Genomic DNA, 16,430 nt, shown 5'->3' on the forward strand with positions numbered 1-16,430 from the left:
CCGCCCACTCTTGCATTCCACGTAACTTATTACTGGACGGAGTTCACGTCCTGGTACTCGTCGGCCAGCAAGCAGGAGAAGCGGCCGGCGAAACGCAGTCGGCGCTCCTCGTCGCGTCCCATGGCCACGGTCGGCCAGAGCAGCAGGTCGCCGAAGTCGGCGGCGTTGGCCTCCACCAGTCGGCGCTGATATTCCGGGTAGATGCGTGCCGCGGCGCGCAGACCGGAGGCGTCGGCCATTGGACTCGAGGCAATCATCGCCTCAGCCCGAATGGCCGCCTCGCTCGGGGTAATGAGGTTGTCCTTGAAGCGGCCAATGTGGCCGGCCACGGCCTTCACCGGGTCCTTGCCCATGCCCTCGTCATCGCCGGCTTCGGCGCCCATGGCTTTCATGGTGCGCTTGAGCAGGCGCTTGGCATCGTCGGCATCGAGCACGTCGAAGTTCTCGCGCAGCCCCGCCATCTCCGGCTCCTGTCGCAACTGGCGGGCTCCGAGGCCGTGAAAGGTGCCGATCCAGGACGGCGCTGCCTGCCCGCCGAGCAGGGCGACGATGCGCTCGCGCATCTCGCCCGCCGCCTTGTTGGTGAAGGTCACGGCCAGGATGCGCTGGGCCGGTATGCCGCGCTCGGCGATGCGCAGGGCGACGCCGGCGGTCAGGGTCTTGGTCTTGCCGGTTCCGGCTCCTGCCAGCACCAGCACCGGCCCGTGCATCCCGGCGGCTTCGCCCTGGGGGCGGGTCAGCCCAGCTACCAGCCGGGCACGGTCGGAGGAGATGGCTTCAGATGCGGTCGGCATGGCAGTTCCATCCGTGGCAGATCACCAGAGCGGCGTCGGGGCCCTCGTCGTGGTCGAGGCTGAGCAGAGTGAAGGCGTCGTCCAGCAGCCAGTGGCCGTCCTGGTCGCGCTCGCCCGCGACCACCACGCCGCGGTAGTGGTCGGAGCCGTTGTCGGCTGCGACCAGCACCGGGCGGTCGATCGCGGCATCGCCGGTTGGCGGCACCTTGCAGCGGGCCTGCAGCTTCGGGGGCAGCCGGAAGAAGGCGGCGTGCAGCGCGCGCACCAGATCGTCCGCCTCCGGACTGAGGGCCGTGGCAGTGCTTTCCGTGATGAGGCTCATGCCCCCCTCCCCCGTGTCAGGACGTCGTTCCAGTCGTTCAGCCCGCGCGGTGGCAGCAGGCGCTCGCAGCGCACGCCCGCCGCGGCGGCGCGCTCGGCCAGGAAGGCGGCGTAGCGCTCCCCCGGCGGGTCGTTGTCGGTCGCGGTGGCCAGAAGGGCGTCCGGCAGGGCGGCCATCCCGGCGAGCAGCAAATCCAATGCTTGCACCGACCCCGGCCCCATGCCGCCGGAAGTGGCGACGTACAGGGTGTCGCCCTGCAGCCGCCCGACGGCCGCAAGGCTGAGGGCGTCGATCGGCGCCTCGGTCACGGCCATCCGGCGTGGCCGTACCTCACGCGAGGTGATCCAGCCGGGCAGCCGGAACAGGGTCTTGTCCCCGCCCTTGGCGAAGCCACGGAACTCCGGCCCCCGCATGTCGAAGCCGGTCAGCGCGTCTGTCTCGTCGCGGTGAGCAAACCAGGCTGTGCCGTAGGCACCCTCCCGGATAGCGTCGACCGCTACGGCAGCGCGCAGCACCGGGCTGGGCAACCGGCGGACCTCGGCGAGGTAGCGCCAGGCCCGCGAGCCCGGCCGCAGTGGCTTCGCCGCCGACCAGCGCTCGGCGGCTGGGGTGACTCCCTCTCCGCGCGAGCGCACCCGCTCGTACTCGGGGAAGCTGGGCTGCAGCCCGACCATCTCACGCAGGAGCTTGCGAGCGTGCCCGAAGTTCAGGTCCGGGCGCAGGTGCTGCACCAGCCCAAACACGTCGCCCTTGGCGGTGCTGCTGGCGTCCCACCAGCCATGGCCGCCATGGTTGACGATTATGATCTCGCCCTGGCCGCGCCGGTACTTCAGGCAGTCCCGGGTGCTCTCGGCCTTGTCCAGCCTCCACGGCGGTGGCATGCGCTCCAGCAAGGCGGCGCAGTTCACGCTTTCCCGAAGCCGCTGCAGCTCCTCATCCTTACCAATCATCCCTCGGAATCCTTCTCCTGGATTCCACCCGCCGACCGCGAGGCGGGCGCGGGACAAGGGCGCTGCCGGGGCCCCGCCCCGGCGCGGGAGCGCAGCGACGCACCCTTGTCGCGGGTCCGCCGCTAGCGGTAGCGGCCTCTCCCCTCCCCTCCCGTCTTCCATGCATCGTGGCTCCCTGAACCGGTTCGGCCCATAGGATCGCGATCAGCGGTGCGAACAGGAAAAGCGGAGTTCAATCGTGGCGAACACGCCGTTCGCGCCGCCCGCGGTCATTCTCGGAACGGCCGAAAGGAACGCGAGGACACCTGTATGTTGATCGCGGGTAGACGAGGAGGAATCTCGCAAGCCGCGTCGTTAGCTGCAGCCCGACCATCTCACGCACCAGTTTGTGAGCGTAGCCAGGTCCCTAATGCCCGGCCTGCAACCCCGAAACCAGCTAGTCCGTGGAGCCTTCTTAGGGATTTCGGTCTTTCGGGAAAGCCGGAACTCCCGATTTCCTACAACGCGGGAAGACTATCTGGTCCGCGGACGTTTACGTTCGTCCTGCAGATCATCCTCTCTGATTTCAATCCCATCCTTTCGCAACGCGAGCAGAAGCTGATTGCGAATAGTCACGCCAGTCTCGGCGTAACGTCGCCGAAGCTGCTGCAGAACGTACTCGGGTGCCTTGGTAGAGAGTGAGATTTCCGGGGAGCGGCGAGAGGGTGGAGCACCGGGCTCAGTTCGTGATTGGGGAGGCGCGGTTTCCGGATTAACCACGCGCACGTTACCGCTCCTCAAGCCACGCTCAAGAGCCTCTGTGGTCTCCAAAGCCTCCGCTGCACTGAAGCGTGGGTCATTAGCCGAGGTTGGTAAGGGCGCCGGCCGCGGTCCAAAATCAGGCGCTTGAAGTACCGGGCGCTGAGGCTTTGCGGACATTGCTCGATTCCTCAGGCTGCACTGGCCAAGGGAGAAGCGTCCTCCGATATCAAGGCCATCATCTCGTCGAAAACGGCGACGAAGTTGGCTGCAGCATTACTATTCCTGTCATGAAGATGAGGGATGTGAGCGGTGTAGGTCATCTCCTTCCACGCAGCCCGGTCGCCGAAGGCGGCCCTGAGAACATGCGCGCCTATCCGTTGGTACTGTTCTCTAAGAAAAGCTTCGACCCTCGGTCGGGCTGCGCCGGCAGCCGTGCGTGTCAGAAGGACGCCGCGGGCAATTCGGCGACCGCTAATGTCCTGGGCCTCCTCAGCTTGCCGCCACGTCTCGACCCCGCATCGCAGGTCAGTCTCGCTCATCTGAGATGGGACAATCACCAAATCTGCCAGCGCCATTGCTACCTGCGTGTCGTTCGTGGCAGCCCCCATAAGGTCGATCACGACGTGATCATGCTTCGACGCTAGATCCCTCACCAGAGCACTGACCCGACGCTCGCCGTCCGGAACAGCCACGCCTACGTGCTGCAGTTCCGGCACCTTCCCGAAGAAGGCGTTCAGAGGACGATTGGGGTCGAGGTCGAGGGCAGCAACTGTCGCGCCTCGGGCAACGAGTTCGGCAACTGTGCACATCGCAGCGGTAGTCTTTCCTGAACCACCCTTGACCTGAGCGAACGTGACAATGGCCATCATGACCCCCCGAAACACCGATTTCCCGAAACCACGCTTTCCGGCAACGGCCGCGCTGCCCTGGCCTTGCGGCATCATCAAGCTTTACTTGGTTTCGGGCTAGCACGAAAGCCCTGAACGCCGATTTCGTTGTTTCGGGAAACCCCGAAATCGGGCGAAGGTGGGTGAATACGGGGCTGTCGCGCCTCGGGCAACGAGTTCGGCAGCTGTGCACATTGCAGCGGTAGTCTTTTGCTGAACCACCCTCGACCTAAGCGAACGTGACAATGGCCATCGTGCCCCCCCCCGAAACACCGATTTCCCGAAACCACGCTTTCCAGCAACGGCCGCGCTGCCCTGACCTTGCGGCATCACCAAGCCTTACTTAGTTTCGGGCTAGCACGAAAGCCCTGAACGCCGATTTCGTTGTTTCGGGAAACCCCGAAATCGGGCGAAGGTGGGTGAATACGGGGCTGTCGCGCCTCGGGCAACGAGTTCGGCAACTGTGCACATTGCAGCGGTAGTCTTTTGCTGAACCACCCTCGACCTAAGCGAACGTGACAATGGCCGTCATGCCCCCCTCCCGAAACACCGATTTCCCGAAACCACACTTCCCAGCAACGGCCGCGCTGCCCTGACCTTGCGGCGTCGCCAAGCGTCAGTTGGTTTCGGGCTAGCTCGAAAGCTCTAAACGGGGATTTCGTCGTTTCGGGAAACCCCGAAAACGGGCGAAGGTGGGTGACTACGGGGCTAATAGAGTGCTCTTTCAGCCTAATTTCCCACACAAATTGCTAGAGGACCACACCCCCCAGGTGTGCCAACACTCTTCATTTCAGGAGAGGAGGTGCCGCCCCAATCTGGTGACTGAACGCCTCCAGGTTCCCAGCCTAGCCCGATTTCCTGCTTTCGGGACTTCGGCGTTTCGGGAAATCAGGATTAACGGAAATCTCTGCTTTGGGGCATGTGGGGGTTGGTTCGCACTGACCCTGGATCCGGGCGCCTGACCTCGTCGGCGCGTCCAATCGCGCGCTCAGTCCATCCTTCATGCAGTGAGCCTTGCATCAGGCTACGAAGTAGATCGGAGCGATCCTCCAGCTTGCGGCAGATCAAGTGGGTAATCGGCACCTCGGCCCGTTCGGTCTCACGCTCTACCCGAGCCTCGACCACCATAAGCCGGGCCCCGATGAGCGCGGCCCGGTCGCGCGTACCGACATCGGTGTACACGACGAGGTTCGCTGTCCCGTGCTCGTCCTCGACCGTGATGAAGACGATGCCCTTGGCCGTGCCCGGCCGCTGCCGCATCAGCACCATGCCAGCCAGCCTGATCCGCTGCCCGGCGCGCATACCCTCCAAGTCGCGGGTATCGCTGCAACCGAGTGCGCGCAGTTGCGACCGCAGTAGCGCCAGCGGGTGCTGACGTAGGGTTAGCCCAGTTGCAGTGTAGTCCAGCACCACCGACTGCCCATCTGCCTCGGCCGGCAGGGCAGGGGAGGGCTCAACAAGGAGAGGCGGCTCACCGGCCGCTGCGGCCTTGGCGGCCAGCCGCAGTAGGGGAGGGGTGTCGCCTTCGACTCCCTTGGCGTCCCACATCGCCGCCCGGCGATCGAAACCCATGCCAGCAAAGCCGTCCGCCTCGGCCAAAGCCTCAATAGCCTTACGGCCTACCCCGGCCCGGCGCACCACCTCGTCCACCGAGGCATAAGGCGAGCCGTTGCCCATCTGCCGGGCCTCGGCCACCCGCTTCCCGTCCTCGGCCGACAGGCCAGCGGCCATGCGCAGCCCTAGGCGTAGGGCGAGGCCCTCGGCGCTGCGCGCCTCCGGCTCCAGGGTGCAGTCCCAACGGCTCTCGTTCACGTCCAGCCGACGCACCACCACCCGGTGCTGCTGGGCGTCGCGCACGATCTGCGCGGGGGCGTAGAAGCCCATCGGCTGGCTGTTCAGCAGCGCGGCCGCGAATACCGCGGGATGGTGGCACTTCACCCAGGCCGAGGCGTAGGCCAGGTGCGCGAAGCTGGCGGCATGGCTCTCCGGAAAGCCGTAAGAGCCGAAGCCCTCGATTTGCTTGAACACGCGCTCGGCGAGGTCGGGGTCGTAGCCGCGGCGGACCATGCCGCCGACCAGCTTGTCTCGGTACACCGCCACTCCCTGCGTATATTTGAAGGTGGCCATGGCGCGGCGCAGTTGGTCGGCTTCGCCGGGGGAGAAGCCGGCGGCGACGATGGCCACCCGCATGGCCTGCTCCTGAAAGAGTGGCACGCCCAGGGTGCGGCCGAGCACCTGCTTCAGCTCGTCCTCCGGACCGTGTTCCTTGCTGGGGGAGGGGTAGACCGGCGCCTCGTCGCCCCAGCGCCGGCGCAGGTAGGGATGTACCATGTCGCCCTGAATCGGCCCGGGCCGGACGAGGGCCACCTGCACCACCAGGTCGTAGAACTTCGATGGCCGCAGACGCGGCAGCATGTTCATCTGCGCGCGGCTTTCGACTTGGAACACGCCCAGAGAGTCGGCCCGGCGCAGCATGGCGTAGGTCTCGGTGCAGTCGCGGGGCACGTCGGCGAGATCGAGGTCGGCAATGCGGTGCCGGCGCAGGAGGTCGAAGCCGCGCCGCAGGCAGCTCAGCATCCCCAGCGCCAGGATATCCACCTTCAGCAAGCCGAGCGCCTCGACGTCATTCTTGTCCCACTCCAGCACCGTGCGCCCGTCCATGGCGGCGTTGCCGACCACCGCCATCTCGATCAGAGGCCCGCGCGACATGACAAAGCCGCCGACATGGGTGGCGAGGTGGCGGGGGAAGTCCTGGATCTCCTCGGCCAGCTCCAGCGCAAGGCCGAGGCGGCGGTCGGACAGGTCGAGGCCCTCGGCCGCGGCGATTTCGGCCAGGCTGTCGTCCCTCCCTGGGCCCCAGCTGGCCTTGGCCAGCCGCCCGGTGACGTCCTCCGACAACCCGAGCGCCTTGCCGACCTCGCGCACCGCCGATCGGCCGCGAAAGCGGATCACCGTGCCGACGATGGCGGCGCGGTCGCGGCCGTAGCGGCGGTAGATGAACTGGATCACCTCCTCGCGGCGCTCGTGCTCGAAGTCGACGTCGATGTCGGGCGGCTCAGCCCGCTCCACCGAAAGGAAGCGTTCAAACAGGAGGTCGTGCTTGGAGGGATCCACCGCGGTGATGCCGAGCACGTAGCAGACGGAGGAGTTAGCGGCGGAGCCGCGTCCCTGACAGAGGATGTCCTGGTCTCGGGCAAAGCGCACGACCTCGTCCACCGTCAGGAAGTAGGGCGCGTAGTCCAGCCGCTCGATTAGCCGCAGTTCGTGCTCGATGCGGCCCTGGATGTCGTCGGGCACGCCGCGCGGGAAACGGCGGGCGCATGCTTCGGCGACGCGGCCCTCCAGCGTCTGTTGCGGCGTGCGGCCGGGCTCCATGATCTCGTCCGGGTACTCGTGGCGCAGCTGGGACAGCGAGAAGCCCCTACAGGCCTCGAGGACGCGGAGGGTGTTGAGCAGGGCGGCCGGGGCGCGGCGGAACAGCCGGGCCATCTCGGCTGGGTCTTTGAGGTGCCGCTCGGCATTGGGCTCGGCATCGCGGCCCAGCCGGTCCACCGGCCGGCCGAGGCGGATCGCCGTTAGCACGTCAGCCAGGCGACGACGGGAGGCGACGTGGTAGCGCACGTCATTGGTCGCCAGCAGATCAACACGGGCGAGGGCGGTCATCTCGGCCAGGGCTTCCAGCCGTTCCTCGTCGATGTCGTCGAAACGGATCGTCGCCGTGCAGAGCAGCGGCAGCGCCAGCCGAGAGCGCAGCGCCGTGGCGTCAGCCCGTAGGCGATCGCCAAAGGCGGCGTCCGGGCGCACGGGGGATACGGCCGCCATGCACCAGCCCTCCGCATGTCCGATCATCTCGTCATGAGTGAGGCTGCACTCGCCCTTGGGCGAGCGCATGCGGCCCAGCGAAAGTAGTCGGGTCAGGCGGCCGAAGGACGCCCGGTCGGTCGGCCACACCAGGTACTCGGCACCGTCCTGCAGCTGCAGGCGGCAGCCCACAACGTAGGGGATGCCGGCCTCCTTGGCAGCAACGTGGCCGCGCACAGCACCGGCAAGGCTGTTGGTATCGCAGATGCCCACCCCGGCATGGCCGAGCGCCGCAGCGGCCACCACCAGCTCGCCGGGATGCGAAGCGCCGTCCAGCAGGGTGAAGTTCGAGCGGCAGCCGAGTTCTGCGTAGGCAAGGGACACAGGGCGATCAGCCCATGACGCCGTGCAGGAACCAGCGTGCCGGGGCGTTGGGACGGTCGAGCCCGAGTCGGCACACCCACAGCCGGCCGCCCTCCTCGGTCTGCACCCGAAAGTAATCCCGGCGCGGACGGTCGTGCTTGTCGCCCCACCATTCCGGTTCCAGCCGCTCGGGGCCGGCGGCGTGCAACACTCGCAGCACGCGGCCGTCCAGACGCAGCCGGGCAGGGGGGCCCTCCGGCACCTCGGCCACCACGCCGAGTTCCTTCGGTTGACGCAGGAGGCGCACCGGCCGCCGCCGCTCCTCCCAGGCGTCCGGCACCTCGGGATCTGTGTAGGGATCGACCATGGCCACGCTATCCTCGGGCCAATGACTTCCGGTCGGCGCCACACGCCACATCACGGCGTGCTGGCCGAGACGGTCGATCAGCTTCGACAGCATCCGCTCTTGCTCGCCGGCAAGGGCGTCCCCGCCCAGGCCGCTCAGTTGGCGGGCCTGAAGTGCGTTGGTCTCGGTCGCGCGCAGGATCATGCGCTCGAAGCCGAGGTCGGGCTCCAAGGTGCCAAGCCGCTCGGCGAAGAGCCGGCGCAGGTGAGCGGCGTCACGCGAGGGACTGCCGACACCGATGACCACCTCCTGCACGTCGCCGTCCACGCGGAAGGCGAGCAGGCTGAGGCGTCGGGCGCCGCTGCCCGACTCACCGAGCGTAGCGCACAGCTCCTCCAGCAGGGCGTCCACGGCACGGTCGATGGCTGGGCGCGTCACGATCGGCTCAAGGAAAGAGCGGATCGCCAGCAGGGCATGGGGCGGCTGGACCAGCTTCAGTGGCCGCGCCCTCGCGCCTGAGGCGAAATCCAGCGCATCGAGTAGTGGCCGACCGAAGCGGCGTGCCAGGGGCGCCCGAGGCTGGCGCAGCACATCGCCCAGCGTTAGCAGGCCGAGCCGGGCGAGACCGGTTGCGATCTCGCCAGGAAGCCGCAGCGAAGCAAGCGGCAGTGCGCCGATTGCCTCTAGGTCGCCGCCGACGGGAACAACAACGCCGTTGTGCCCGCTCCGGACCATGGCTGCTGCGGCATCGGCGCTGCCGGCCATCCCGACTCGCGCCCGATAGCCGGCCCGGCGGAAACAGCGCTCCACCTCCGCGAGCATGGCCATCTCACCGCCGAACAGGTTGGTGCAGCCGGACACGTCGAGGACCAGCCCATCTGGGGCATCTAGGGCCACAAGCGGCGTGAAACGCAGGGCCCAGTGCCCGAGCCGCTGCAGCAGCTCAGCCTCGCTGCCTGGGTCGGCGGGCCGCAACACGAGATTCGGCAGCATGGCCTGAGCGTCGGCCATGGCCTGTCCTGCGTGCAGATGCGGGGCGTCGACGCAAACCAGTGCGCGGCGGTTACCTACAATCTGCCACGTCGCCACGGCCTCGCCTGCGAGGTCGGGTTCGCGCCGTCGGAGTGCGTCCACCGCCAGCCACGGAAGATGCACGGAAACGAAGCGCCGGGCGTTGCCCGAGTCACCCCGCATTGTGTGGACGCCCCGGACGCTTGCGCATCAACACGAAGCCGGCCCGCTCGAGATGCTGAGTCAGGTGCTGCGCTGCAAGGCCCGCGACCATCTCCCCACCGTGCGGCCGTGGCCGCCCGCGCTCGTCGTAGCGCAGCGCGTAGGACAGCGCGTCGGCCACCTCCTCCGGTCGGGCGGGGCTAAGTGAGTTCTCGTTGGTTTCGTTCGGGAAATGGTCGGCCATGCCGCCAGCCTATCGGGCGAATCGCGAACAAAACAAGAACTGATTCCCAGCTCACGCGACCGCGAACCTGTGGGGGGAGGCGCCGTGACTCGCGGAATGCTCTGCCCACAAGGCTTTGCACGGCCGGGTGAATCCTGCGTGGCAGAGAAGAAATCAGCCCAGCGCTGGTCGGAGCTTCCCTGCGGCAATTGGCCTATGCGAGTCGCCCTGGACACTCAGCGGGCTTGGTAGCGCATGAAGGTCGAGGTGCCCAATGCGGACCTGATTGAGCGGCTCACGGCCCACGACCTGCTAGCTACAGGCGACAGTCTCAACGAAATCGATGCCGTGTCCGACACGACCCCCGCGTGTGGGCGGAGGTCCTGCTGCGCGCCAGAGGGTTCTGCGAACGCTACGGCGGCAAGGGGTTCGTCACCGAGGCCAGGACGCTACCTCGGGGCCCACCACATTCTGGCGTTCTCTCAAGACGGTCAGGACCGGCGGACCAATGTCATGGCACTGTGCGCGGACGTAAGGCTCGGAACATCGCGATGGCGGCCAAAGCGGCCGCCCTGGAAGGGGCGAGGTAGTCGTAATTGCGGGGGCATTTTAGAGCCCGATCCCCTGCTCTGCTTCTTCCCTGCACCCTTGATTGGTCCGAGTCGGTGCCAGGACCGTCCTTTCAGCAGCCCTTTCTCCCGATGCCGTTCCTGCCTCATGAGCTGGACGTTCGTTCCAGGACCAGCACGGGGAACCAGCCCGCGTTAGGGTTGTCCCCAGCGGAAGGTCTAAGATTCGTCTAATAATATGAGTCTAAAGGGAAATTCCGCGTTTCGATTCAGTGGCCTAGGTGGGGGTTCTGCTCCCGCTTTTACGCGTAATGCCCCTGCCTCTACGGAAAGTGCCCCTGCGATTCACTTAGGGCCCCCTGTTGTCCCCAGAGCTGGGGATAACTTCTCTGGGTGAAGGGAATCACGGGAGCATTTTTTGGGCTCTCAGGCCCATTCTTCGTGTCTATGCTCCTCTTCCACGGGAATCGCGGGAGCATTCCAGCGGCGAGCGGAATCGCAGGGGCATTTTGGGGCAATGAGCGAGAGCGGGCCGAAATTCCTGTCCGAGGTGGAGCGAAAGCGCCTTGCCCGGCTTGAGCGGACGAAGCAGAACGCCAGGGGGCGTCGTGCCCCCGCCGTGATGCCCTCCCGGCTGGCTCGGACGAGTGCATTCGCCGCCCGTGTCCATGGTTTGGACACCGACAGCAACTTCCGTCGGACCTACATCGTCCCCCCGCACAGCGTTGTCGAAGTGGCCGGGCGCGAGTTGGGTACTCGGCATCGGGATGCGCTCGTGGCGCTTTTCCGGCTGCGCGCGAAACGCGTCGAGGCCCGCACCGAGACTGGGCAGAAGATCGTCGTCTGCCAGACCGAGACGACGTGGCGGGAGCTGCTGGCTGCCAGTGGCCTGACCATCCACGTGACGAACCTCCTGACCGCCCTTCGCGTGCTCCAGGAGCTACAGCGCGTAACGATCAGGATCTTCCGTGGATCGCATGAAGAATATCTGCGTGCCGAGGCCCGGGGAATGCTCGCCGGAGCCGGTTGGTCGGATGCCCTAATAGGTCGAATCGAGTGGGATGGTGCCCAGCTCGATAGCAAGTTGACGGTGTCGTATGGAGAATGGGTCCGTCGGACACTTGAGGAACGGCATCTCGTCGCAGTAGATGCTGACGTTTACTTCAAACTAAAGTCCGATTACGCGCGATGCTGGTGGCCCTACATTGACAGCCAGCCGGCCCATAGCTGGATCAACGTGGAACTGCTGGCCTCGCTGGCCGGGCGTGACTACCGCGCCGAGGAGACAAAGAAACGGGTCAAGTTGCGAGAGGAGGTCCGGCAGGCGCTTGCCGACATGCAGCAGGCAGGCGGGCTGACGTCGTGGGTGGAGGAGGTCGTAGGGTCCGGCCGGGCGAAGACATACAGATACCGATACGTCCGGGCCGGCAGTCCCCAGGCCGAGCTGCCCATCTGAGCCTCGCCGTCAGGCAGCGTTGACCGTGTCCACCAGGTTGATCTCGGCTCCGGTCCGCTTCAGGTTCGCCTCGGCCGACCGGACCCGCCCCAGAATCACGGATGATCGGCCCGGCATCCAAGATGGCAATCAGGGACTATCGCGATCTCGGCCGAGCAACAACCAACAGCACGCACGCGACCCGTTACCAGCGATAACGCCCCGGGGGGTAGGTAACGGTCAGACGAGCCAACGGTCGAGGTAGGGGCTAACCGGCTTCCTCGCTCATCCATGGGTTCAGGAGAGTGACACCGGTCGCCAGAAAATCCCGCGTGTTCCGGGTGACGATCGTAAAGCCGTGCACCAGACCGGTTGCCGCGATCAACGCATCGCGTTCGGCTTTGGGATCCGGCACATGTAGCCGCGCGCACCGTCGCGCCACGCGGTCGTCGATCGGCAGGATCCGTGGCTGGAACGCTGGCAGGACCTGCTCGTCCAGCCAGCGCCGCAGCATTGCTCCCTGGTCGGGATCGCGATGCTCAACCTGCAGAACGCCGAGTTCAAGCTCAAGCAACGTAATGGCCGAGAGGAACAGGCTCGCGGCCTCCACGCCGTCGGCCCAACGCGATACGGCAGGATGGGCCTTTCCCGACCGGACCTTGCGCAGTTCCGAGACGACATTGGTGTCGAGGAGGAACATCAAGCCAGATCGGCAGGCTGCAAGCCGATGCGGACCAGCGCGGGGTCGAAATCGATGTCCTCGCCGCCGGGCATCGCCAGCAGGTCGGCGATCCCAGCAGGGGTTCCGCGGAGGCGCTGGTAATCCTCGAAGCTCAGCAGAACATGCGCCGGTCGACCTCGGTCGGTGATGACGACAGGTCCGTGACCCGCAGCTTTCTTGGCCCGCCCGGTGTCCTGGTTGAACTCCCGACTGGTGAGGGTCGTGATGACCATAGCAAACCCCGCGCGAATGTAGAAACGTTTATACTATGTGGTTCTCCTGCATCTGCGTCAACAACCAAGCTTCGACCAACCCCCTGCGCTTTCGTCATGAACACGCCTGTCGAGGCCCTTGAAGGTCGGTGAGATTTTCTGGAACCCACGGGAATAAGCGGCCGCGAGCGGTGTCTTACCGGCATCAACTCCGATGCGAGGCACCCTGCCGATGCTCTATCCCCGCCGCCGCTCCCTTGGTCTTCTGGCCATGGGTGCCCTCGTCCTGGGAACGGGCTGCGCCACCCTGCCCAGTCCCGCCCAGGCCGGCCCTGCCGCGGACATGGCCCAGCGCCGCATCGCGGCTATCGCGGCGGGTGACACCGCGGCCGTGATGGGCAGCTACGCCGACAACGCCGTGCTGGAGTGGGTCGGTGGCCCGCTCGATGGTCGCTATGCCGGCCAGGCCGCCATCGGCGGAGTCTGGGGCAAGTTCATCGCGGCGCAGGGGCCCATGCAGACCCGGGTCGGTCAGGTGCTCGAGAGTGCCAACCCGCGCGGGCAGACGGTGGTCGCCGACGTGGCTTTCGCTGGCCGCATGACCGTCAAGGTACGTTACGTCATGACCTACCGCGAGGGCCGGCTGGTGAGCGAGACTTGGCAGGTCGATCCGAACCTGCCGGGCTGATCCGGGCCATGTTCGGGCGAGGCAGGGCGGCCGATACGGCCGACGCGATCGAGCGCCACATCCCGGCGCTGCGACGCTTCGCCTGGGCCCTGCTGCGGGACGGCACGGCGGCCGACGACCTCGTGCAGGACTGCCTGGAGCGAGCCCTATCCCGTTGGCACCTGCGCCGGGCAGAAGGCGAGTTGCGGGCCTGGCTCTTCACCATCCTGCACAACCTGTTCCTCAATGGCCGTCGCGGCGCAGGACGCCGCGGCGAGGTCGTGCCCGTGGAGGGGGATACCGGGGAGGCGTTCGCCGACGAGGCCGCCGGAACCGCAGCGGAGAGCCTGCTCGTCTGGCGCGATGCCCTGGCCGGGCTGGCCGCCCTGCCGGAGGAACAGCGCGTTGTGCTGCTCCTCGTAGGCGTCGAAGACTTCTCCTACGAGGAGACGGCCCGGCTGCTCGGCGTGCCGCTGGGCACGGTGATGTCGCGGCTGAGCCGGGGACGGGCGCGGCTGCATCGGCTGATCGAGGGCGAGGACGCGCCCGCGCGTCCGGCCCTGCGGAGGGTGAAGTGACGCATGATCCGACCCCGATTGGGTCTTTCCCGGTCACCGAGGACGACCTGCAGGCCTGGATCGACGGGCGGCTGCCCTCCGGGCGGCAGCGCGACATCGAGGCTTGGCTAGAAGCCAACCCCGAGGCGGCGGCGCGCTGCCGTGCCATGGCAGCCGAGCGCGAGGCCCTGCGCGCGGCGCTCCGGCCTTCCCACGACGCGCCGATCCCGGCCCGACTGCGGGTGGCGCATATTCAGGCCCAGCAGGACCACGCGCGGGCCCAGGGCTGGCGCCGAACCGCCGCCGTCCTTGCCTGGGTAGTGCTCGGCGCGGGGCTGGGCTGGGCCGGGCACGGCCTCGTCCCCGCCGGTGCGCCGCGCCCGGTGGTGGCCCAAGCCGGGCCTCGACCCATGGTGGCCGAGGCAATCGCTGCCCACCTGGTTTTCGTGGCCGACGCGCGGCGTCCGGTGGAGGTGGCGGCGCAGCAGGAGGATCTGCTGCTGCGCTGGCTTTCCAACCGCCTGTCGCGTCCCGTCTCCGCGCCCAACCTGGCAGCCCAAGGCTACCGCCTGATGGGCGGCCGACTGCTGCCCGGTGCTGGCGGCGACCCTGCCGCCCAGCTCATGTACGAGGACGCCGCCGGGGCGAGGCTGACCCTCTACCTGCGCGCTGACCGCGCTGAGGAGGGCGAGACCGCCTTCCGCTTCACCGACGACGCCGCCGGCGGCGTTTCCGGCTTCTGGTGGGTGGATCGCGGCTTCGGTTACGCCGTGCTCGCCCAGGGGATCGACCGCCCGGCGCTGCTGGGATTGGCCGAGGCCGTCCACCGCCAGGTCCTGACCACCCCGGCTGCCCCGAACGGGCGTCCGGCACCGAGCCTCTGATACGAACGGGAACCCCGCCATGACCACTCGCCTCGCGCGTCCACGCGCCCTGCTGCTTGCCGCCGGCTTCCTGCTTGCCGCGGCGCTGCCGGCCCTCGCCGCCGGCTTCGACGGAGGTATCAAAAATAACTCCCTCGCCCTCAGCCCCGACGAGGGAACGGCCGTCGTCTCCTACAGCGACGACCCGGTGGTGATCGTCTACGACATGGCCGCAGGGCGGGTGCGGCAGCGGCTAGAGGGCTTTACCACGCCGCGCAACATCGTCTTCTCGCCCGACGGCGCCCGTTTCTACGTGTCGGACAGCGGAACCGGGCGCGTAAGCGTCTTCGAAACCGCCACGCTGCGGCAGGTCGACACCCTTGCGGCCGGTGCCGGCGCCTTCGGCACGACCCTCTCGCGTGACGGCGCGCGCCTCTACGTCAACAATCAGGCTGCCAGCACCGTCTCCGTCTTCGATACGCGCAGCGGGCGGGCGGAGGCGGTGGTGACCGGTCTCGCCCAGCCGCGCCAAGGCGTGCGCCTTTCGCCGGACGGCGGGACGCTCTTCGTCACCAACTTTCTCGGCGACAAGATTACCCTGATCGACACCGCGACGAACCGGATCACAGGCGAGATCACCGGCTTCGACAAGCTGCGCGCCATCTCCGTCACCGCCGACGGCGGCACGATCTACGCTGCCAACAGCGGGCGGAACACCGTGTCCGTGGTGGATGTGGCCGCCCGGCGGATCGCCGCGGAGGTGCCGGTGGGCCGCGACCCTTACGGCGCCGCCCTGACGCCGGACGGGCGCTACGTCTACTCGGGCAACCTCCAGGACAACTCGCTCTCCGTCATCGATACCGGCACCCGGGCGGTGGTGGCAACGGTGACAGGGCTGCAGGAGCCGCGCCAAGCGATTGTCTTCTCGCGCGATGGGGCGCGCGCCTACGTGCTGAACCGTGACCTCGGCATCGCCGTGGTGGACCGCGCTGGCAATCGGATGGCGCGCACCCTGTCGCCGGGCGGCTGATGCGGACGCACTGCGGGCGGCCCGGTGGCCAACTGGCCGCCTGGGCCGCCTCCACGTTAGACCGGCAGGTCGTGCGCGTGGACGTGGTGGGCGGCGTTCCGCTCCAGAATGTCGAGGGCACGCCGCTCCAGTTCCGGCGATCGGGTACGGACCCAGAGCAGCTGCCCGCCCTCGACTGTCTGCTGCGCCTGGTCCGTCGCGCGGCGGCGGGCCAGCATCACGGCCAACAGGGTGCCCAGCACCGCGCCGACCCCGCCCGTGGCGGCGGCGACACCGGCGGCCGCCAGGGTGGTGGCGCCCGCTGCCGCCGCAACCCCACCCCCGCTCATCGCCGGGATGATCGCGAAGCCGCCGATCAGCGATCCCTCCGCGTTGCCCAGCGCCTCGGTGCAGAAATGGTCCGTGCGCGGCGCCGCGGGATCGTCCGCCAGCTCGACGGACGTCTTGCCCGAGGCGGCTCCAGCCTCGGCCAGCAGGCTCAGCTCGCATCGCGCGAAGCCCGAGGTCAACAGTTCGTCAACAGCCCGCTCCAGCGCGGGGTAGGTGTCGAACAGACCGACCACCTCGCGGATCGTGCGGGGCTCAGCAGGCGCTTCGATAGTCATGGAATCCTCCGTTCCTCGGCCTGCCTAAGCTCGGGGTCGGGTGCCGCCGTGACCAACACCGTGCCCCGATCAGTTCCATCGCGATGCGTGATGATCCCACGGGTGGAGCGTTGTTCAGCCAAAGCGATCACTCCGATCGCCATCATGACTTGGACCGTCGATCCAGGAATA

General features: G+C 67.4%; 15 protein-coding genes. 5 read left to right on the plus strand and 10 right to left on the minus strand.

Annotation, left to right across the window (positions count from 1 at the left end):
- Positions 1 to 29: 29 nt before the first annotated feature.
- From NRP21_RS18555 to NRP21_RS18585, 7 genes are all read right to left on the minus strand, one after another.
- Positions 30 to 710, minus strand: coding sequence for a UvrD-helicase domain-containing protein (locus NRP21_RS18555; protein ID WP_257717725.1), 681 nt, complete (start codon positions 708 to 710; stop codon positions 30 to 32).
- Positions 711 to 777: 67 nt separating this feature from the next.
- Positions 778 to 1,116 (minus strand): hypothetical protein, encoded by a 339-nt coding sequence (locus NRP21_RS18560; protein ID WP_257717726.1) that lies wholly within the window; start codon positions 1,114 to 1,116, stop codon positions 778 to 780.
- Positions 1,113 to 2,066: a DUF3991 and toprim domain-containing protein gene (locus NRP21_RS18565; protein WP_257717727.1), complete on the minus strand. Its 954-nt coding sequence runs from the start codon at positions 2,064 to 2,066 to the stop codon at positions 1,113 to 1,115. Before NRP21_RS18565 ends, NRP21_RS18560 begins: the two co-directional genes overlap by 4 nt.
- Positions 2,067 to 2,995: 929 nt before the next feature.
- On the minus strand, positions 2,996 to 3,751 hold the full coding sequence (locus NRP21_RS18570; RefSeq protein ID WP_257717728.1) for a ParA family protein: 756 nt from the start codon (positions 3,749 to 3,751) through the stop codon (positions 2,996 to 2,998).
- Positions 3,752 to 4,588: 837 nt separating this feature from the next.
- Entirely contained in the window at positions 4,589 to 7,879 is a 3,291-nt protein-coding gene (locus NRP21_RS18575; RefSeq protein WP_257717729.1) for an error-prone DNA polymerase, read from the minus strand.
- A gap of 7 nt (positions 7,880 to 7,886) precedes the next feature.
- Positions 7,887 to 9,398, minus strand: coding sequence for a Y-family DNA polymerase (locus NRP21_RS18580; protein WP_257717730.1), 1,512 nt, complete (start codon positions 9,396 to 9,398; stop codon positions 7,887 to 7,889).
- Positions 9,388 to 9,621 carry a hypothetical protein gene (locus tag NRP21_RS18585; protein WP_257717731.1) on the minus strand — a complete coding sequence of 78 codons (234 nt, stop codon included), beginning with the start codon at positions 9,619 to 9,621 and terminating at the stop codon, positions 9,388 to 9,390. Before NRP21_RS18585 ends, NRP21_RS18580 begins: the two co-directional genes overlap by 11 nt.
- A gap of 1,065 nt (positions 9,622 to 10,686) precedes the next feature.
- On the opposite strand from NRP21_RS18585, the gene NRP21_RS18590 reads away from it, so the two are divergent.
- Positions 10,687 to 11,625 (plus strand): hypothetical protein, encoded by a 939-nt coding sequence (locus NRP21_RS18590; protein WP_257717732.1) that lies wholly within the window; start codon positions 10,687 to 10,689, stop codon positions 11,623 to 11,625.
- A gap of 247 nt (positions 11,626 to 11,872) precedes the next feature.
- Here the strand turns inward: NRP21_RS18590 and NRP21_RS18595 are convergent, their stop codons facing one another.
- Together NRP21_RS18595 and NRP21_RS18600 are read right to left on the minus strand one after the other, a co-directional pair.
- Positions 11,873 to 12,304 (minus strand): type II toxin-antitoxin system VapC family toxin, encoded by a 432-nt coding sequence (locus NRP21_RS18595; protein WP_257717733.1) that lies wholly within the window; start codon positions 12,302 to 12,304, stop codon positions 11,873 to 11,875.
- On the minus strand, positions 12,304 to 12,558 hold the full coding sequence (locus NRP21_RS18600) for a type II toxin-antitoxin system Phd/YefM family antitoxin (RefSeq protein ID WP_140883770.1): 255 nt from the start codon (positions 12,556 to 12,558) through the stop codon (positions 12,304 to 12,306). The genes NRP21_RS18595 and NRP21_RS18600 overlap by 1 nt, the downstream gene beginning before the upstream one ends.
- 211 nt (positions 12,559 to 12,769) lie before the next feature.
- Here NRP21_RS18600 and NRP21_RS18605 point away from each other — a divergent pair, with 211 nt between their 5' ends.
- Genes NRP21_RS18605 through NRP21_RS18620 form a run of 4 tightly spaced genes read left to right on the plus strand, consistent with a single transcriptional unit; the run spans position 12,770 to position 15,654 of the window.
- The gene (locus NRP21_RS18605; protein WP_241667007.1) at positions 12,770 to 13,225 is read left to right on the plus strand and encodes a nuclear transport factor 2 family protein; all 456 of its coding nucleotides are present in this window, start codon (positions 12,770 to 12,772) and stop codon (positions 13,223 to 13,225) included.
- 8 nt (positions 13,226 to 13,233) lie between these two features.
- Positions 13,234 to 13,782, plus strand: coding sequence for a sigma-70 family RNA polymerase sigma factor (locus NRP21_RS18610; protein WP_257717734.1), 549 nt, complete (start codon positions 13,234 to 13,236; stop codon positions 13,780 to 13,782).
- Positions 13,779 to 14,645, plus strand: coding sequence for an anti-sigma factor family protein (locus NRP21_RS18615; RefSeq protein ID WP_206667547.1), 867 nt, complete (start codon positions 13,779 to 13,781; stop codon positions 14,643 to 14,645). The genes NRP21_RS18610 and NRP21_RS18615 overlap by 4 nt, the downstream gene beginning before the upstream one ends.
- Positions 14,646 to 14,664: 19 nt before the next feature.
- Complete coding sequence (locus tag NRP21_RS18620) at positions 14,665 to 15,654, plus strand: YncE family protein (RefSeq protein ID WP_257717735.1); 990 nt, start codon at positions 14,665 to 14,667, stop codon at positions 15,652 to 15,654.
- 56 nt (positions 15,655 to 15,710) lie between these two features.
- On the opposite strand, the gene NRP21_RS18625 is transcribed toward NRP21_RS18620, so the two are convergent.
- The gene (locus NRP21_RS18625; RefSeq protein WP_140883763.1) at positions 15,711 to 16,259 is read right to left on the minus strand and encodes a hypothetical protein; all 549 of its coding nucleotides are present in this window, start codon (positions 16,257 to 16,259) and stop codon (positions 15,711 to 15,713) included.
- Between the last annotated feature and the right edge of the window lie 171 nt (positions 16,260 to 16,430).

The organism is Roseomonas populi, from assembly GCF_024594815.1.
Taxonomy (GTDB): Bacteria; Pseudomonadota; Alphaproteobacteria; order Acetobacterales; family Acetobacteraceae; genus Roseomonas; species Roseomonas populi.